This is a genomic window from Clostridium sartagoforme AAU1 (genome assembly GCF_000401215.1).
In the GTDB taxonomy this organism is placed as follows: domain Bacteria; phylum Bacillota; class Clostridia; order Clostridiales; family Clostridiaceae; genus Clostridium; species Clostridium sartagoforme.
In genome coordinates this window covers 1-17,569 of record NZ_ASRV01000103.1, presented here as the reverse complement: position 1 = coordinate 17,569, position 17,569 = coordinate 1, and the positions used below count along the sequence as shown (strand labels likewise).

The 17,569-nt window shown below is 27.9% G+C and carries 14 protein-coding genes and 3 pseudogenes; 14 read left to right on the top strand and 3 right to left on the bottom strand.

Annotation, left to right across the window (positions count from 1 at the left end; translation table 11 throughout):
• From A500_RS08600 to holA, 4 genes and pseudogenes are all read left to right on the top strand, one after another.
• Positions 1 to 1,128: pseudogene (locus tag A500_RS08600) on the top strand (P-type ATPase); the annotation flags it as partial.
• A 363-nt stretch (positions 1,129 to 1,491) separates the two neighbouring features.
• The gene (locus A500_RS08590) at positions 1,492 to 1,707 is read left to right on the top strand and encodes a hypothetical protein (protein WP_016207187.1); all 216 of its coding nucleotides are present in this window, start codon (positions 1,492 to 1,494) and stop codon (positions 1,705 to 1,707) included.
• 329 nt (positions 1,708 to 2,036) lie between these two features.
• The gene (locus A500_RS08585) at positions 2,037 to 3,419 is read left to right on the top strand and encodes a ComEC/Rec2 family competence protein (RefSeq protein ID WP_016207185.1); all 1,383 of its coding nucleotides are present in this window, start codon (positions 2,037 to 2,039) and stop codon (positions 3,417 to 3,419) included.
• Positions 3,420 to 3,435: 16 nt separating this feature from the next.
• Positions 3,436 to 4,467, top strand: coding sequence for a DNA polymerase III subunit delta (gene holA, locus A500_RS08580; RefSeq protein WP_016207184.1), 1,032 nt, complete (start codon positions 3,436 to 3,438; stop codon positions 4,465 to 4,467).
• Positions 4,468 to 4,498: 31 nt separating this feature from the next.
• On the opposite strand, the gene rpsT is transcribed toward holA, so the two are convergent.
• Positions 4,499 to 4,762 carry a 30S ribosomal protein S20 gene (gene rpsT, locus A500_RS08575; protein ID WP_016207183.1) on the bottom strand — a complete coding sequence of 88 codons (264 nt, stop codon included), beginning with the start codon at positions 4,760 to 4,762 and terminating at the stop codon, positions 4,499 to 4,501.
• A gap of 175 nt (positions 4,763 to 4,937) precedes the next feature.
• On the opposite strand from rpsT, the gene gpr reads away from it, so the two are divergent.
• From gpr to lepA, 4 genes are all read left to right on the top strand, one after another.
• Positions 4,938 to 5,912, top strand: coding sequence for a GPR endopeptidase (gene gpr / locus A500_RS08570; RefSeq protein WP_016207182.1), 975 nt, complete (start codon positions 4,938 to 4,940; stop codon positions 5,910 to 5,912).
• Between the two features lie 77 nt (positions 5,913 to 5,989).
• A complete protein-coding gene (locus A500_RS08565; protein WP_016207181.1) occupies positions 5,990 to 7,105 on the top strand; it encodes a stage II sporulation protein P in 1,116 nt (371 codons plus the stop codon).
• A 63-nt stretch (positions 7,106 to 7,168) separates the two neighbouring features.
• Positions 7,169 to 7,699, top strand: coding sequence for a hypothetical protein (locus tag A500_RS08560; RefSeq protein ID WP_016207180.1), 531 nt, complete (start codon positions 7,169 to 7,171; stop codon positions 7,697 to 7,699).
• Positions 7,700 to 7,878: 179 nt separating this feature from the next.
• Complete coding sequence (gene lepA, locus A500_RS08555) at positions 7,879 to 9,687, top strand: translation elongation factor 4 (RefSeq protein ID WP_016207179.1); 1,809 nt, start codon at positions 7,879 to 7,881, stop codon at positions 9,685 to 9,687.
• A gap of 122 nt (positions 9,688 to 9,809) precedes the next feature.
• On the opposite strand, the gene A500_RS20750 is transcribed toward lepA, so the two are convergent.
• Together A500_RS20750 and A500_RS22055 are read right to left on the bottom strand one after the other, a co-directional pair.
• Positions 9,810 to 10,178 carry a patatin-like phospholipase domain-containing protein gene (locus A500_RS20750; protein ID WP_040436677.1) on the bottom strand — a complete coding sequence of 123 codons (369 nt, stop codon included), beginning with the start codon at positions 10,176 to 10,178 and terminating at the stop codon, positions 9,810 to 9,812.
• 69 nt (positions 10,179 to 10,247) lie between these two features.
• Positions 10,248 to 10,720, bottom strand: a pseudogene (locus A500_RS22055) (patatin-like phospholipase family protein); the annotation flags it as partial.
• A gap of 153 nt (positions 10,721 to 10,873) precedes the next feature.
• Here A500_RS22055 and A500_RS08535 point away from each other — a divergent pair.
• The 6 genes and pseudogenes from A500_RS08535 (at position 10,874) to dnaJ (ending at position 17,493) form a co-directional block, all read left to right on the top strand.
• The gene (locus A500_RS08535) at positions 10,874 to 11,143 is read left to right on the top strand and encodes a hypothetical protein (protein ID WP_016207177.1); all 270 of its coding nucleotides are present in this window, start codon (positions 10,874 to 10,876) and stop codon (positions 11,141 to 11,143) included.
• A gap of 224 nt (positions 11,144 to 11,367) precedes the next feature.
• A pseudogene (hemW, locus tag A500_RS08530) lies at positions 11,368 to 12,491 on the top strand (radical SAM family heme chaperone HemW).
• A 189-nt stretch (positions 12,492 to 12,680) separates the two neighbouring features.
• On the top strand, positions 12,681 to 13,712 hold the full coding sequence (gene hrcA / locus A500_RS08525) for a heat-inducible transcriptional repressor HrcA (RefSeq protein ID WP_016207175.1): 1,032 nt from the start codon (positions 12,681 to 12,683) through the stop codon (positions 13,710 to 13,712).
• An 18-nt stretch (positions 13,713 to 13,730) separates the two neighbouring features.
• Positions 13,731 to 14,345, top strand: coding sequence for a nucleotide exchange factor GrpE (gene grpE / locus A500_RS08520; RefSeq protein ID WP_016207174.1), 615 nt, complete (start codon positions 13,731 to 13,733; stop codon positions 14,343 to 14,345).
• A 56-nt stretch (positions 14,346 to 14,401) separates the two neighbouring features.
• The gene (gene dnaK, locus A500_RS08515; protein ID WP_016207173.1) at positions 14,402 to 16,258 is read left to right on the top strand and encodes a molecular chaperone DnaK; all 1,857 of its coding nucleotides are present in this window, start codon (positions 14,402 to 14,404) and stop codon (positions 16,256 to 16,258) included.
• 110 nt (positions 16,259 to 16,368) lie between these two features.
• Positions 16,369 to 17,493, top strand: coding sequence for a molecular chaperone DnaJ (gene dnaJ, locus A500_RS08510; protein ID WP_016207172.1), 1,125 nt, complete (start codon positions 16,369 to 16,371; stop codon positions 17,491 to 17,493).
• Positions 17,494 to 17,569: the final 76 nt, after the last annotated feature.

The following is a 17,569-nucleotide window of genomic DNA, read 5'->3' as shown; positions in this document are numbered from 1 at the left end:
AAATTAGTATATAAAAAACAAATATTTGCTCAAGGGATATTTGCTATAATATGCATATTTATACCATTTATAATATTATATTATAGTAAACATATAAAAAGAAAAATTCTAGAAGAAGATGAAATAGAACTAATTAATTTTTCAGCGTTAAATTTAATTAATGATGTAAAAATACTTTTTTTAGATAAATTAGGGACTATAACAAAAAAAGAGTTATATTTAGATAAATTATATACCAATGAACAAGTATATAAATCTAATTCAATAGAAACAATGGACATAAATATTAAAAGGCTTCTTGATATATCAATACTTTGTAATAATGCCAAATATAATAATGATAATAACTGGTCAAAGGGAGATATGTATGAAGTTGCTTATGTAAAATTTGGAGTAGAAAACTCTATTTTTAAGGGGAAACTAGAAAATGATAATAAAAGAAAATTTGAAATTTCTAGAGATAACAAAAAAAATATGGTGACTACTGTAAACAAAAATAGAAAGGGATATAGAGCGAATTGTAGAGGCGATTTAGAGTCAGTACTAAATTGTTGTACTCATATTATTATAAATGGAATAGAAAGAGAAATATATTCACAAGATATAATGAAAATACGATTAGCTAATTTAGAATTTTCAAAGGAAGGACTTTTAACAGAAGCTTTTGCATATAGAAGTTTTAATTATCAACCTTCAGAACATGAAAATATAGAAAGTAATTTAGTTTTTGTTGGGCTTATAGCTTTAGAAAATCCTTTAATTGATGATATTGTTGATGATATTGAGAAAGTAATGGATAATGGAGTTCTACCAATTATATTTACTGAAGATAATAAAATTTCATCAGAACTATTAGGAAAAAGATTAGGACTTATATCATCGCTAGAGCAAATTACAGAAAGCGACGAACTAGATACATTAGATGAAAAAGAAATACTTAAGGTGGTATCAAAAACACGAATTTTTTGCAACCTTAATCCAGAACAAAAGAATAAGATTATATCTTTATATTATAATGATGGATATAAGTTTTCCATTGAAGGAGAAACTCTTGGAGATATTTCACTTATTAGTTTAGCTCAAATTGGTGTTGTAAAAGGTAAATTATCTATGCTTCTAAAAAAATAGGAGATATATACACCAACATAAGTAGTATAAAAGCTTATTTTAAATTAAAAGAAAAATACTCTGAGGTTGAAGAAGGATTAAAAAGAGGAATAAATACATATTTATACGTTGTATTATCAGAAATTATATTAATGAATTTTAAATATTTTTTAACAGATGGAGCTTTTATAGAAGAATATTTTATAATATTAATGAATTTTCTACTTCTTTCTCCTTTAATACTTATAAATATGCTTTATGGAAATTCTCAATATAAAATAAAAATATATTTTAAAAGGATTTTTATTTTGTATTATACCAGTAGTAGCTATCTATTTTATAAAGGATAATTATGATATAGTAGGATTTATTTTAATAGGTGGAATGGCTATTATTGATACAATGATTAATAGTAAGATATTTACAAGAGGGAAATATAATGCTTTAAAGCTTGTACTGCTATCTATTTTGATTTATGTATTATCAATAGTGTTATTAATGTTATTAACTAATTTTACTTATTCTATATTATTAGTAATAGTATTAACATGGTTAATTTTTATTTTCTTATTAGGAGATATAATTATAAAAAAATGGTAAAACTTATTAATGAGGTGTTGCCATTTGAAGTATGAAGAAAAAATAAATATATTACCATATATATTTATGGTTTTTATATTATCAAGTTATATATATGTGCTTTTATATAAAAATAAATGGCTGGCAATAATAATTGCTGGCTGTTTTTTTATCATACTTATTTTTAAAGTAAAACTTAAGATATCAATGATTCTTATAGCTTTTTTATAGTACCACTAATCAATAATTTCTATTATAACAATATATTTATTAGTAATAAGGAAGAAGTTAGAATAATATCAATTAATTCATATGGTGCTATAGGAGAAATAGCAAAAAGAAAAGTATATATGAATGGAAATATAAAGAATGTTAAATTAGGAGAAAAATTTATAATAAAGGGTGAATTTACTAGGGATGTAAATAGAGAAAAAGGGATAATAGGAGAGTTTAAAGTTGAGGGTATTGAAAAATTAGATAGCGATTTAAAAGAAAGAATATATAAATTAAGGGAATATATATTTAGTAAATTAAAAGAAAAATTAGGGTATAGGAGAGCTGCAATAGTAACATCTATAGCTTTTGGATATACAGAGTTTTTAGATAGAGATGATAAGGAAGATATGAAAAGCTTAGGGATACTTCATGCTATTTCAGTATCTGGTCTTCATATGGTGTTAGTTTATTCTATATTAAAAAGAATATTTGGAGAAAAGGTTGCTCCTATAATTTCAGCAGTATATGTAATATTTTCAGGTGCAGCATTATCAACAATAAGAGCTTACATTATGATGGTGTGCATGAATTTTTCATTGCCTCTAAAAAGAAACTATAATCCTATTGCAGCATTGTCAATGTCAGGAATAATTTTAATGATATTTAAACCTTATAGCATTTTTGAGGTAGGATTCCAATTAAGTTTCTTAGCAACTCTTGGAATAATAATTTTTAATAAAAAGATAAACAAAAAATTATATAAGTTTCCTAAGTTTTTCAGGGAGGGAATATCGATATGTTTATCATCACAAATATTTACCTTCCCAGTTTTAGTTTGTTACTTTAAAGAATTTTCATTTGGATTCCTCCTTGGAAATCTTATTTTAGTACCATTAATGAATATAGTAGTTATACTTGGAAATTTATTGGCTCTAGTTATTAACTTTGAAATGATTTTTAACTATATAGCTTTTTTAGCTTATTATATTACCATGTTTATAGATATAGGAACAAAGTGGTTACTAAATATAACACCTAATCCAATATATTTAAATGAATTAATTAATATAAGCTATATAATTATTTTAATAACTATATATTTTTATAAAGAAGGTTATAAAAAAGCATTATATTTTCCGACTGTAATAATTATGTATTTTTACATGCTAATTTACAGTCCACTTCCTAAGATAGAATATTTTAAAGAAGGTATAATAGCAGTAAGCTTTAGAGGGGAAAGAGCAATATGTGCATTAAAAAAAGATGTGGATCTAAAGAAATTTAAGGTGATAACATTATCCAAAAATGCTTATAAAGATTTTAATAATATAAAAATAAATAAGAATTTCAATATAGAAAAAAATAATAAAGATGTTATATTAAAGGGAAGAGATAATAGTTATTTAATTAAGTTATCCAAAGGGAAAAATAGCTCTAATTATGATATAATAGATTTTAAATCAGAGAATTATGGAAAAATAATTTTGATTGATAATAAAGCTTTAGTATTTAATTAAAGAAAGGTAGATTAAGTTGATAGATTTTGATGTACTAGAGAGTGAAGTAAAAAAAAATAAAATAGAAAACTCCTACATATTTTGTGGTTTAGATGAAGAACTTATAAAAGAGGGAGTAGATTTAATCATAAATAATACTATAGATAAATCTTTAATGGATTTAAACTATATAAGATTAGATGGATTAACTACAAGCTTTGATGATATTATGAATGCTTGTGAAACTATGCCTTTTATGGGGGATAAGAAGGCTGTAGTAATATATAGGGCAGCATTTTTAAAAGATAAAACAGACAGTTCTAATACCAATATTTATAATGAAATATTAAAGTACTTAAAAGATTTACCGCCATATACAATCTTAATAATGTATTTTTTATTTAATGATAAAAGAGATAATCCTAAAAAAAATAATAAAATAAAATCCTTAGATAAAGTTTCTAAAGTAGTTTATTTTGATAGACTTAAGAAAGATAGATATTATAAAAAGGTAGAAGAAGTATTTAAATCTAACGGAAAAGAAATTGGAAAAATAGAAGCAAAATATTTTGCTGAAAAAGTACAAAATAATTTTGATATAATTAAAAGAGAAGCAGATAAGATCATAGCTTATACAAATGGTAAGCAAATAACTAAAAAAGATATAGATAAGCTTATAGCTAATTCCAGTGAAGATGATATATTCGATTTAATTGATTTAATATCTCAAAGAAAAGCAGAAAAAGCAATTGATTTATTAGATGAATTGTTATTTAAAAGTGATCAACATATGCTAATAATAAGCAATATAGAAAATAATTTCAAAAGATTATATGAAATTAAGATACTTAGTCAAAATGGACTTAATATAAATGATATTGCAAGTAAATATAAACTACCAACCTTTATATGTGAAAAATTAGTTAATCAATGTAATAAATTTAATATGAAGCAATTACAAAAGTTAATGGAAATTTGTTTAGAAACTGAAAACAAACTAAAAACATCTGGTGTAGATAAAACTATGGAGATGGAATTAATGCTTTTTAATATATTTATGGTAAAATAATAGCCGGTCTAATGACCGGCTTCTTATTTGATTACGCCATAGCGTTTAACTTTGCAGCTAATCTTGATTTCTTTCTAGCTACCATGTTCTTGTGACATACTCCTTTTTGAGCTGCCATGTCTAAAGCTTTAACAGCCTTAGGGAAAAGAACGTTAGCTTCTTCTGCATTACTTGCAGCAACAGCAGTTTCAAACTTCTTTATAGCAGTCTTTAAAGCTGATTTAATCATTCTGTTTTGAGTAGTTTTAGCTTCTGTAACTTTAATTCTCTTTTTTGCTGATTTAATATTTGCCATTCTAAATTCACCCCCTTAATAATTTTATAGGGTCTCTTTGCAGCTTTGGGGAAATCTGCGTTCGAGTTCGTTTTTAACATACTAGATTATATCATTGAAAGTTTATAAGTTCAAGTATTAAATTATAACAATAAGGAAAAATAAAAGGGATATAAGAATTTTTGGAGGTATTTTTATGATAAATGTAAGAACAGATTTAGCAATTGAAGCACGAGATATGTACACAAAGGAAAATAAAAGGGAATTAGACGGAGTTATTGTAGAAGAGGAAAATGAAGATGATATAAAAATAACTACAGTAACTATAGAAAGTGATGAAGCCGGAAAAGAACTTGGAAAACCAAAAGGAAATTATATTACAATAGATTTTCCAGAATTCACACATTATGATGGAGAATCTATGGATAAGGTATCAAATGTTGTTGATAATGTTTTAAAGAGATTAGTAGACATTTCTGATGAAAAAACAGCATTGGTTGTAGGGCTTGGAAATTGGAGGGTAACACCAGATGCACTTGGACCAAAGGTAACAGAAAAAATTATGGTAACTAGGCATTTAAAACAAGTCATGCCTGATGCAATTGATGATTCTGTAAGACCGGTCTGCTGCATAGCACCTGGTGTTCTAGGTGTTACTGGAATAGAAACAGGAGAAATAATAAAATCCTTAGTAGATAAAATAAAACCTGATTTAGTTATATGTATAGATGCATTGGGGTCAAGAAAATTAGAAAGAGTAAACAGAACAATACAAATAAGTGATACTGGTATTTCTCCAGGAGCTGGAGTTGGAAATCATAGAATGAAAATAAATGAAGAAGTATTAGGTGTAAAAGTAGTTGCAATAGGAGTTCCAACTGTAGTTCATGCATCAACAATAGCAAATGATACTATAGATTTGCTTTTAGATGAACTTATAAGTAAAGCAGAAAGTGGCAAAGATTTTTATAACATGTTAAAGTCAGTAGATAAAGTTGAAAAAAGTAATTTAATAAAAGAAATATTAGATCCTTTCTTTGGAGATTTAATGGTAACGCCTAAAGACGTTGATGCAGTCATAGAATCTCTTGCAAAAATAATAGCAAATGGAATAAATATGGCAGTGCAACCTAATCTAGATATGGAAGACATAAATAAATTTATGAATTAATATAAGAATTTTAGAAAAAGTATTAATAATTATGTAACTCCCCTAATATAAATATTATAGAGAAGGGGGAGTTGCGGTTGTATTCATTAAGACAAGCTATGCCTAATAAACAAAAATCTAAGAGACTTAGAGGAAGTCCATCTTCCAGTAAGGGAAATTTTGGAGTTGGATATGTAATAATTATATTTGCAGTTGTTATGTTTTTTATAAGATCCATTAGTGTGATAAATAAATATAATGAAAGAGGTGGATATGCATATGTTCAAATGCTGAATTTCACTATGCCAGTAGTAAAAACTCAGGTGTATGATGAAGGAAATTATGCAGATAACAATCTTTCAATAAAAAATGTAGCACTAGAAGCAATAGGAATAAGAGGAATAAATATTTATGAGATAATTGGAAGAGAAATAAGTTTATTTAATAGTAGTGATGCAAATTCCATAATACAAGAGTCAATTAAAAAATTAACTCCATTTTCATTAAAAAATGATAGCATAGCAAAGATGACGCCAGAAGAAATAGCAGAATTAAATAAAGTAAGTGCAGCATATGATCCAAGTTTAAAGAAAACTTTAGATAGCTCCAAACCAGAAATTCTTATCTTCCATACTCATACTATGGAAAATTATGTTGAAACAGAAAAGGACACTACAGAAAGTGATTTTAATGTTGTTGGTGTAGGGGATGTTTTAACAAAGGAACTTGAAGAAGGATATGGTATATCAGTAGTTCATGATAAAACTAATCATAGTGTTTCTTACAATGATGCTTATAAAAGATCAAATGAAACTTTAAAAAGTATTTTAAATCAATATGGTGATTTTAAAGTAATAATAGATCTTCACAGAGATGGAATAGATAATGCAAAAGCTGACCAATTAAAAAGTATTTATACTATAAATTTAAATGATCAAAATTTAGCTAAAATGATGTTTGTTACTGCCCCAAATAGTAGTAGATATCCTGCAAATAAATCCTTTGTAGAAAACTTATACAATATTGGAACTGAATTATTTCCGGGTTTAATAAGAGATATTCATGAAATTGATCCAGCTGCTACAGGTATTAATTATAGCTTAAGTGATAACTTTATTCTTATAGAAGTAGGTTCAAATGTAAACACTTCTCAAGAAGCAAAATTAACAGCAAAATATATAGCAAGAATTTTGGCAGAGCACATAAACAGATAAATTGAATAAAATTTGGAATTTATGAGCATCCTTTAGATAATAAAAAAACTAGGGGGTGCTTTTTTGTTTAATAAAAAAGTTTTAATAGGAACAATAATTTTTTCATTAATGGTGTTTATAGGCTCTATACAAATAAATATAGTAAACACTAAAGCCTTATCACCAGTTGGGAATGGTGAAGATAACTATGAACTAGTTAAAGAAGAATTTGGAGAAGACTTTGAAGAATTCATAAGGGATGATGCTGAGGTTAAAATATATACTTCACAGTTAGAAGATGATAGTACTATTATAAAGATAGAAGATAAGGAATTTAAAGTAAATACCGATAATGTAGTAACAGAAAAAATATATATGGTAGGAAGTAAAATATATAGTGGGTTTAACAGTATAAAGAATAAAATTAATGGGAAAATAAAAAATGATAATAAAAATGAAGAAACAAACTCAATAAATGAAGAAACAAACTCAACAGATGAAGGTAATAAAGAAGATGTAAATAATACAGAGATTGAAGGAAAAGAAGAAAGTATCAATACTAATAATGATAAACTAGATAAAATAGTAGATGATTTCTTAGAAAAATCTAATTAATTTCTAGTTAAATCAAAAATTAACTAGAAATTATTAATTATCAGTTGGTAATTGTTAATTTTTAATTGCTGTACATTTATATTGACACATATCGTAGATATTATGATATAATTTACCTTGATTTAATTATAATGGGGGTGAAGTGACTATTAACCAAGAACACGGTTGTAGTTTTATATATGAGTAGTAATAGACAAGAGCATATTAGAAATTTTTCAATAGTTGCCCATATAGATCATGGGAAGTCAACCCTAGCTGATAGATTATTAGAAGCCACAGGAACGCTTACTCAAAGAGAGATGGAAGAGCAAATCCTTGATAATATGGAAATAGAAAGAGAAAGAGGAATAACAATAAAGTCACAAGCAGCAAGACTTATCTATAGAAGAGAAAATGGAGAAGAATACATATTAAACTTAATAGATACTCCAGGACATGTAGATTTTACATATGAAGTTTCAAGAAGTTTAGCTGCATGCGAAGGAGCAGTTTTAGTTGTAGATGCCACACAAGGTGTTCAAGCACAAACATTAGCTAATTGTTATTTAGCATTAAATAACGACTTAGAAATAGCTCCAGTAATAAATAAAGTAGATTTACAATCTGCAAGACCAGAAGAAGTTAAACAAGAAATAGAAGATATAATAGGAATAGAAGCCCAGGATGCACCAATGATATCTGCAAAAACAGGCTTAAATATTGTAGATGTATTAGAAACAGTAGTAGCAAAGGTACCAGCTCCAAATGGAGATGAAGAAGCACCTCTTAAAGCATTAATATTTGACTCATATTATGATAGTTATAAAGGTGTTGTTTCATATGTTAGAATTTTTGATGGTGTAGTTAAACCAGGAACTAAAATTAAATTAATGGCTACTAACAAGATATATGAAGTAACTGAAGTTGGAGTGTTTACTCCAAAAACTTTACCAATAAATGAATTAAGAGCTGGAGATGTAGGTTATATTGCAGCTTCGATAAAAAATGTAAGAGATGCAAGAGTTGGGGATACTATAACAGAAGCTGATAGACCTGTAAAAGAATCATTACCAGGATATAAGCCAGCTGTGCCTATGGTTTACTCAGGAATATACCCTGTGGATGGAGCAAAGTATCAGGAACTTAAAGATGCATTAGAAAAACTTCAAATAAATGATGCAGCTTTAAACTTTGAACCAGAAACATCTATTGCTTTAGGTTTTGGTTTTAGATGTGGATTCTTAGGATTATTGCATATGGAAATAATTCAAGAAAGAATCGAAAGAGAGTTTAATTTAGATATTATTACAACTGCTCCATCAGTTATATATAAAGTAATAAGAACTAATGGAGAAATAATTGAACTTACAAATCCAACGAATCTTCCAGAAGCTACAGAAATAGAATATATGGAAGAACCTATAGTAAAAGCAAGTATAATAGCCCCTTCTGATTATGTAGGAGCTGTAATGGAATTGTGTCAAGAAAGAAGAGGAATTTTTATTGACATGCAATACTTAGAAGAAACAAGAGTTTCTATTAATTATGATATTCCATTAAATGAAATAGTATATGATTTCTTTGATACATTAAAATCAAGAACTAGAGGTTATGCATCTTTAGATTATGAATTTAAAGGATACAAACAAACTGAATTAGTTAAGCTTGATATAATGTTAAATGGTGATGTTGTAGATGCTCTATCTATGATAGTACCAAGAGAAAAAGCATATGAAAAAGGAAGAGGAATAGCTGAAAAGTTAAAAGAAATAATACCAAGACAAATGTTCGAAGTTCCAATTCAAGCTGCAGTTGGATCTAAGATAATAGCAAGAGAAACTGTTAAGGCTATGAGAAAAGACGTTTTAGCAAAATGCTATGGCGGAGATATATCAAGAAAGAAAAAACTATTAGAAAAGCAAAAAGAAGGAAAGAAGAGAATGAGACAAGTGGGATCTGTTGAAATACCACAAGAAGCGTTCATGGCTGTTCTTAAAGTAGATAAATAATTTAGATAAAAAAAGGCTAAGCTCCAAAAGGATGCTTAGCCTTTTTATAGATAATTATAAGAGTAAGGTGGTAATACTTTATTATATTTTATGTTGGGTAAGATTGTTCATATAATAAAAGATTATTTAAGGTAAATATTTTCTATATAACTATATAATAAAGACAAATCATAAGTTCCTGCTATTAACTTAAGATAAGGAATTAGTTTATAAGAATCCATTTCGATAAATTTAGAAACCTTTGGATTAACTCTGAAATAATTGGATTTTAAAAGTTCTGTACAATAAATATTTTCTAAATCAGTCATTCCATCCATTAAAAGAGATAGCAGTGGTGATTTCATTTTAGATAATGGATGAAATGACCATTGAAAAACACCCCAATTATCTGTTTTTTTAGTGATTCTTTCAGGGCTATCACCAGTACCTATAGATAATAATTTTATTTGCTTTAAATCATAGGAATGATTAAATTTTGATAAAGTGTACAACAATGATATGGCAGTAGGAGAATTAGCAATAACGCCTCCATCTATAAAGCCTTTATATGATGGAAAGTATGTAGGAGCAGCTGAACTTGATAATATTGCATCTTTGACACTAAAATTCGTAGTGAGATTTTCAGATAAATTATTAAAGAATATAGGTTCCCAAGAATCTCTTGTAATTCCCTTTACATTAAAAGAAGGAATAAAAATATATTTTTTAAGATCTCCTATCTTAAAATCATCAGGAAAGTAGTTAGAAATAATATTTTTTAAATTAGTATTATTAAACTTAGGACGAAATAAATTGAAGTGGGAGTGAGAAAAAATTTTTTAGCAACAGGAACGCTATATAAATAGCTTAGATCTTTAATAGAAACCTTATTAGCTAAAAGTGAAGCTATTATAGAGCCGGTGGAAGTTCCAGTAAATAAATCTACATCATCTAAAAAGTTTTGATATTTATCACAGATTCTACTTAAAATTTCAACACTTAGAGCACCTTTAACCCCTCCACCATCAAAAGCAAGTATCCTAAAAGTTTTCAAAATTGATATCTCCTTATATAGAAATATACAATTAATATATTCAAAACAACAGAAATGGTTATATTTTGTTTCGCAATTTATAATTATTTGTAATTAAATTATGGAAATGTAAATATATTTAAATTGAATAAATTATTATGTGAGGTGTATAGTATGTTAGAGGCGAAGGTAAGAGATATAAGAAAAAAGGGAAAGGTTCTAAGAAATTCAGGGCTTGTAACTGGAACTATCAAAAAAAGAAATGGAGAATTATGCTTAATATCAATGATTAGCCATAAGTTAGAAACACATCTTTTAAGATATGGATTAAAATCAAAGATTAAGATAAATTTTCAAGGTACTCTAATAGATGCAAGAATAGATCGAGTTCAAAAGGATGTAATATTTCATAATGTAATAAATATAGATTTATTAGAAGTATAATATAGTTTTTATTTAATAATCTGTAACATAATCTATTTATAGTAGTTAAGTTACAGATTATTTTATAATTTTCTTTTTTCAATTTTATATTAATATATAAATTTATATTGTTTTGGAGTTAAGGACGTTAATAAATGAACTTACATATCTTTATTATAGTTGGTCAGAATAATATAAATTAAGTATAATATATGCATAATAGTTTATAGAAAGAGAGATTTAAAATGAAAGAAATATCATTATATATACATATACCATTTTGTAAGCAAAAGTGTTTTTATTGTGATTTCCCATCTTATGCCTCAATAGATTATCTTAAAGAAGATTATGTTGATGCATTATGTAAAGAAATAGAGGATAAAGCAATAAAATATAAAATAAAGAGTATATTCATAGGAGGAGGAACTCCATCATATTTAGAAATGAATCAAATAGATAAACTTATGAAAAGTATAAATAAACTTAACGTATCAAAAGATATGGAATTTACAATGGAATGTAATCCTGGAACATTGAATAAGGAAAAATTAGAAACAATGCTAATAGGAGGAGTAAATAGAATTAGTATGGGGCTTCAGGCCGTACAAAATTCACTACTAAAAGATATAGGAAGAATTCATAGTTTTAATCAATTTAAAGATAATTTTAATTTAGCTAGAGAAGTAGGGTTTAAGAACATAAATGTAGATTTGATGTTTGGGTTGCCAAATCAAAAGGTAGAGGAATGGGTAGAATCATTAGAGGAAATAGCGAAGCTAAAACCAGAGCACATATCAGCCTATAGCTTAATTATAGAAGAAAATACAGCTTTTTATAATCTTTGGGAAAGAAATAAATTAATATTACCTACAGAAGATGAAGAAAGAGAAATGTATTCCATAACTAAAAAAATATTAAAAAAATATGGATATAATCAATATGAAATATCTAATTATTCAATAGAAGGATATGAATGTTATCATAATAAAATATATTGGAAATGTAATGATTATTTAGGTGTAGGTTCAGCTTCAAGTTCATTTATTGAAGGGAAAAGAATAAAGAATATAGAAAATGTAAAACTATATATTGATAAAATCAATAGTAAAGAAAGTGTTATCGAAGAAATAATAAATAATACAAAAGAAGATAATATAGAAGAATTTATATTTATGGGACTTAGAATGAATGATGGAATAAATATAAAGGATTTTGAAAAAAGATTTAATATGGACATAAATAGTATATATAAAAATATTATAGAGAAAATATAAATAAAAAATTACTTATTATAGATAAAGGAAATTTAAGATTAACTGATAAAGGAATTGAATTATCCAATTCTGTTATGAGTGATTTTATATTATAAAACAAACTAGGTAGTAATATGAAGTATAAATTAGAAAAATGAAGAAAAAATAATATAATTTTATGAATTTCAGGTATATTATTTAATTTATACTTTAATGGAATTGACAAAAAAGTTAATAAGGAATATATTGATAATGTAGTCATTAGCACTCGACAATAATGAGTGCTAACAGATAGAGGTGATGTAATGGCTATTGATGAAAGAAAAATAAAGATACTTCAGGCTATCATTAATGACTATATCATGACAGGTGAACCAGTTGGTTCAAGAACAATAGCTAAGAAATATGATTTAGGAGTTGGATCAGCAACAATAAGAAATGAAATGGCTGATTTAGAAGAATTGGGTTATCTAGAGCAACCACATACTTCTGCAGGAAGAATACCTTCAAATAAGGGTTATAGATTATATGTAGATAAATTAATGGAAACAGGTAGATTAACTCGAGAAGAAGAACTGAAAATTAAAGAATACATTATAAATTCCGCAATGTATGAGGTTGATAAGATAGTGAAGCAAGCTTGCTCATTATTATCAGAGCTGACTAATTTAACTACTGTAGTACAGACACCTTCTGTAAGAAGTAGTTATATAAAGTCTATTCAATTACTTGCTATTGATAGTCATAATTTGGTTTCAGTAATAGTAGCAGACAGTGGGGTTATTAAAAATCACAGGATAAGAGTAAATAATATGCCAGAGCCTGAAACTATTCAAATGATAAATGGAGTCTTAAATATGAGACTAAGGAATTTAACTATTGAAGAAATAAATCTGGAGGTAATAAATAATCTTAAGCTAGAATTAAAGGGCTTTGACGAACTCTTTAATGGAATATTACCAGCTTTATATGAAACCTTAAAGGAATCTAATAACACAGAAGTATTTGTTGAAGGTACAACAAATATATTTAATTATCCTGAGTATAATAATATTGAAAAGGCTAAAGAAATTCTTTCACTAATAAGTGATAAAGATAGTTTAATAGATTTAATAGAGCCTAGTAGTGAAATAACTATTAGAATAGGTGAAGAAAATTATTTTCCAGAGGCAAAGGATTGCTCCATTATATCCGCTGAATATTCTCTAGATGGAAGACCCATTGGAAAAATTGGTTTAATTGGACCAAAGAGAATAAATTATTCAAAAGTAATAGCAATTATGGGGCAAGTAATGAAAGAGTTAAATAAAAGCTTAAGAAACCAAATTATAGAATAAAAGAGATGAGGTGTTGTTGTGGAAGATAACAAGGAAGTAATAGAAGAATTAGAAAATGATGAAACAGAAACAATTGAAACAGAAAATAATGAAGATATAAATTCTAGTACTGAGTCAGAAACAGATCAATCTTCAGAAGATATAGTTGAAGAAAATAATGAGAAGGAAAATGAACTCGATATTATGAGAAAATTAAAAGATGAAAATAAGAAATTAACTAATGAAGTAGAGGCTTTAAAAGAAAGATTACTTAGAATATCAGCTGAATATGATAACTATAGAAAAAGAACAACTAAAGAAAAAGAAGGAATTTATACAGATGCATGTACAGATGTATTAAAGGAAATGATTCCAGTATTAGACACTCTAGAAAGAGCAGTAGCTGTTGATGGAAGTGTTGAAGATTTTAAAAAGGGAATAGATATGACTATAAAAGGCTTTAAAAGTTCCTTTGAAAAATTAGGTGTTGAAGAAATTGATGCAACTGGTGAATTTGATCCAAACCTTCATCAAGCAGTTATGCATATTCAAGACGAATCTCTTGGAAATAATTTAGTTACTGAAGTATTTCAGAAGGGATATAAAAGAGGCGATAAGATAATTAGATATACAATGGTAAAAGTAGTAAATTAGCAATGATATTAACTAAACTTATAAATTTAAAAGAAGTTTTTAGGAGGAAATAAATTATGGGAAAAATAATAGGAATCGATTTAGGAACAACTAACTCTTGCGTAGCAGTTATGGAAGGTGGAGAACCAGTAGTAATAAGTAATTCAGAAGGTTCAAGAACTACTCCTTCAGTAGTTTCATTCCAAGCAAATGGAGAAAGATTAGTAGGGCAAGTAGCTAAAAGACAAGCAATTACAAACCCAGATAAAACAATAATATCAATTAAGAGACATATGGGAACAAATTATAAAGTTAATATAGATGGAAAAGATCATTCACCACAAGAAATATCAGCAATGGTACTTCAAAAAATTAAGGCTGATGCAGAAGCTTATTTAGGTGAAAGTGTAACACAAGCAGTTATTACAGTTCCTGCGTACTTTAATGATTCAGAAAGACAAGCAACTAAAGACGCTGGTAAAATAGCTGGATTAGAAGTATTAAGAATAATCAATGAACCTACAGCAGCAGCTTTAGCTTATGGTTTAGACAAAATGGATACTAACCAAAAAATATTTGTTTATGACCTAGGTGGTGGTACATTTGACGTATCTATACTAGAACTTGGTGATGGTGTATTTGAAGTTTTATCAACAAACGGAGATACTAAACTAGGTGGAGATGACTTCGACCAAAGAGTAATGGATCATATTGCAGATACATTTAAGGCAGAAAATGGCATAGATTTAAGAAATGATAAAATGGCTCTTCAAAGATTAAAAGAAGCAGCTGAAAAGGCTAAAATAGAATTATCATCATCAATGCAAACAAACATTAACTTACCATTTATAACAGCTGATGCAACAGGTCCAAAGCATATAGACATGAATTTAACTAGAGCTAAATTCAACGAAATTACACATGATTTAGTTCAAAGATCAATTGAGCCAATGAAAAAAGCTTTATCAGATGCTAACCTTTCATTAAGTGAAATCAATAAAGTAATATTAGTTGGTGGATCAACAAGAATACCAGCTGTTGTAGAAGCAGTTAAAAACTTTACTGGCAAAGAACCTTCAAAAGGAGTAAATCCAGACGAATGTGTTGCAGTTGGAGCAGCAATTCAAGCAGGTGTATTAACTGGGGAAGTTAAGGATGTATTATTACTAGATGTTACTCCATTAACATTAGGAATTGAAACATTAGGTGGAGTTGCTACACCACTTATTGAAAGAAATACTACAATTCCAGCTAAGAAGAGTCAAACATTCTCAACTGCAGCAGATGGTCAAACATCAGTTGAAATTCACGTAGTTCAAGGTGAAAGACAAATGGCAGCTGATAATAAGACATTAGGTAGATTTACATTATCAGGTATTGCACCAGCTCCAAGAGGAATTCCTCAAATTGAAGTTACATTTGATATAGATGCAAATGGATTAGTTAAAGTATCAGCAGTTGATAAAGCAACTAATAAAGAAGCTAATATAACTATTACAGCTTCAACTAACTTAAGTGAATCAGAAGTTGAAGCAGCAGTAAAAGAAGCAGAAAGATTTGCTGAAGAAGATAAGAAGAGAAAAGAAAAAATAGAAGTTAAAAATAATGCAGACCAAGTTGCTTATCAAACAACTAAAACTTTAGAAGAACTTGGTGATAAGGTAACAGCTGATGATAAAGCTAAAATCCAAGCTAAGCTTGATGAATTAAACAAAGTAAAAGATGGTGAAGATTTAGAAGCTATAAAGAAAGCTATGGATGAATTAAACCAAGAATTCTATGCAGTATCATCAAAGATATATGCTGATGCAAATGCAAATGGTGCAGCAGGTGCTGGATTTGATCCAAACAACATGGGAGGAGCAGGTACAAGTGAGGCTCCACATGATGACAATGTTGTAGATGCAGACTTTGAAGTTAAAGATGATAAATAATATCTTTAATATATAAATAATTGCAACTAATCAGTCTAATATATATAATATATAGAGGGAAGGCATAAGTCGTCTTCCCTTTTATAAAGTAAAAAATGGTGGTGAAATAGATGGCAAATAAAGACTATTATGCATCCCTTGGATTGGAAAAGGGAGCTTCTGACGAAGAAATAAAAAAGGCCTTTAGAAAGCTAGCTATAAAATATCATCCTGACAAAAATCAAGGAAATAAAGAAGCAGAAGATAAGTTTAAGGAAATAAATGAAGCTTATCAAGTGCTTTCAGATCCTGAGAAAAAGGCAAGATATGATCAGTTTGGAACAGCCGATTTTGATGGAAGTGGATTTGGTTCAGGTGGATTTGGTGGTTTTGACTTTTCTGATATGGGTGGTTTTGGAGATATATTTGACAGTTTCTTTGGTGGTGGCGGTAGTAGAAGAAGAAATGGCCCACAAAGAGGTGCAGATTTAGAGTATACAATTAATTTAACCTTTGAAGAAGCAGTATTTGGAGTGGAAAAGGAAATTTCTATAAATAGAAGTGAAACTTGTGATTCATGTAGCGGTAGTGGAGCCAAAGCAGGTACATCAGCCAAAACTTGTCCAACATGTAATGGTCAAGGGCAAGTTAGAGTACAAAGACAAACACCTTTAGGAAGTTTCGTAAGTACTTCAACATGTACTACTTGTGGTGGTAGTGGTAAAGTTATAGAAGAACCATGTACTACATGTAAAGGTAAGGGAAATGTTAGAAAAAATAGAAAAATAAATGTAAATATTCCAGCTGGAGTTGATACTGGAAATGTAATGCCTCTAAGGGGCCAAGGAGATCATGGAGCAAACAATGGTCCAGCAGGGGATCTATATGTTAGAATTAATGTGGCTCCATCTAAGAAATTTACAAGAAAAGGAAATGATATTTATATCGATACTCATATTTCTATGGGGAAAGCAACTTTAGGTACTGAAATAACAGTAGCTACTGTAGATGGAGATGTAAAATATACAATTCCAGCAGGAACCCAATCAGGAACTTTATTTAGATTAAAAGGTAAGGGAGTTCCAAAAGTAAATTCATCTGGAAGAGGAGATCAATACGTTAAAGTTATAGTTGATATTCCTAAGAGTCTAAATGAAAAGCAAAAAGATGCATTAAAGGCATTTATGGAAGCTTGTGGAGAAAATGTTGGGGAAGGAACACCTCATAAAAAAGGGCTTAAAGATTTATTTAAGTAAAAAGAATTAGCATTTTGCTAATTCTTTTTATTTTAAAGGACTATATTATTCTAATACTAATTAGAAATAAATTGCG

Coding starts and splice junctions, on each gene's coding strand:
- gpr (WP_016207182.1), top strand. CDS start 4,938: ATGATAAATGTAAGAACAGATTTAGCAATTGAAGCACGAGATATGTAC.
- dnaJ (WP_016207172.1), top strand. CDS start 16,369: ATGGCAAATAAAGACTATTATGCATCCCTTGGATTGGAAAAGGGAGCT.
- hrcA (WP_016207175.1), top strand. CDS start 12,681: ATGGCTATTGATGAAAGAAAAATAAAGATACTTCAGGCTATCATTAAT.
- A500_RS08585 (WP_016207185.1), top strand. CDS start 2,037: ATGAATGGAAATATAAAGAATGTTAAATTAGGAGAAAAATTTATAATA.
- lepA (WP_016207179.1), top strand. CDS start 7,879: ATGAGTAGTAATAGACAAGAGCATATTAGAAATTTTTCAATAGTTGCC.
- rpsT (WP_016207183.1), bottom strand. CDS start 4,762: ATGGCAAATATTAAATCAGCAAAAAAGAGAATTAAAGTTACAGAAGCT.
- A500_RS08535 (WP_016207177.1), top strand. CDS start 10,874: ATGTTAGAGGCGAAGGTAAGAGATATAAGAAAAAAGGGAAAGGTTCTA.
- dnaK (WP_016207173.1), top strand. CDS start 14,402: ATGGGAAAAATAATAGGAATCGATTTAGGAACAACTAACTCTTGCGTA.
- A500_RS08590 (WP_016207187.1), top strand. CDS start 1,492: ATGGCTATTATTGATACAATGATTAATAGTAAGATATTTACAAGAGGG.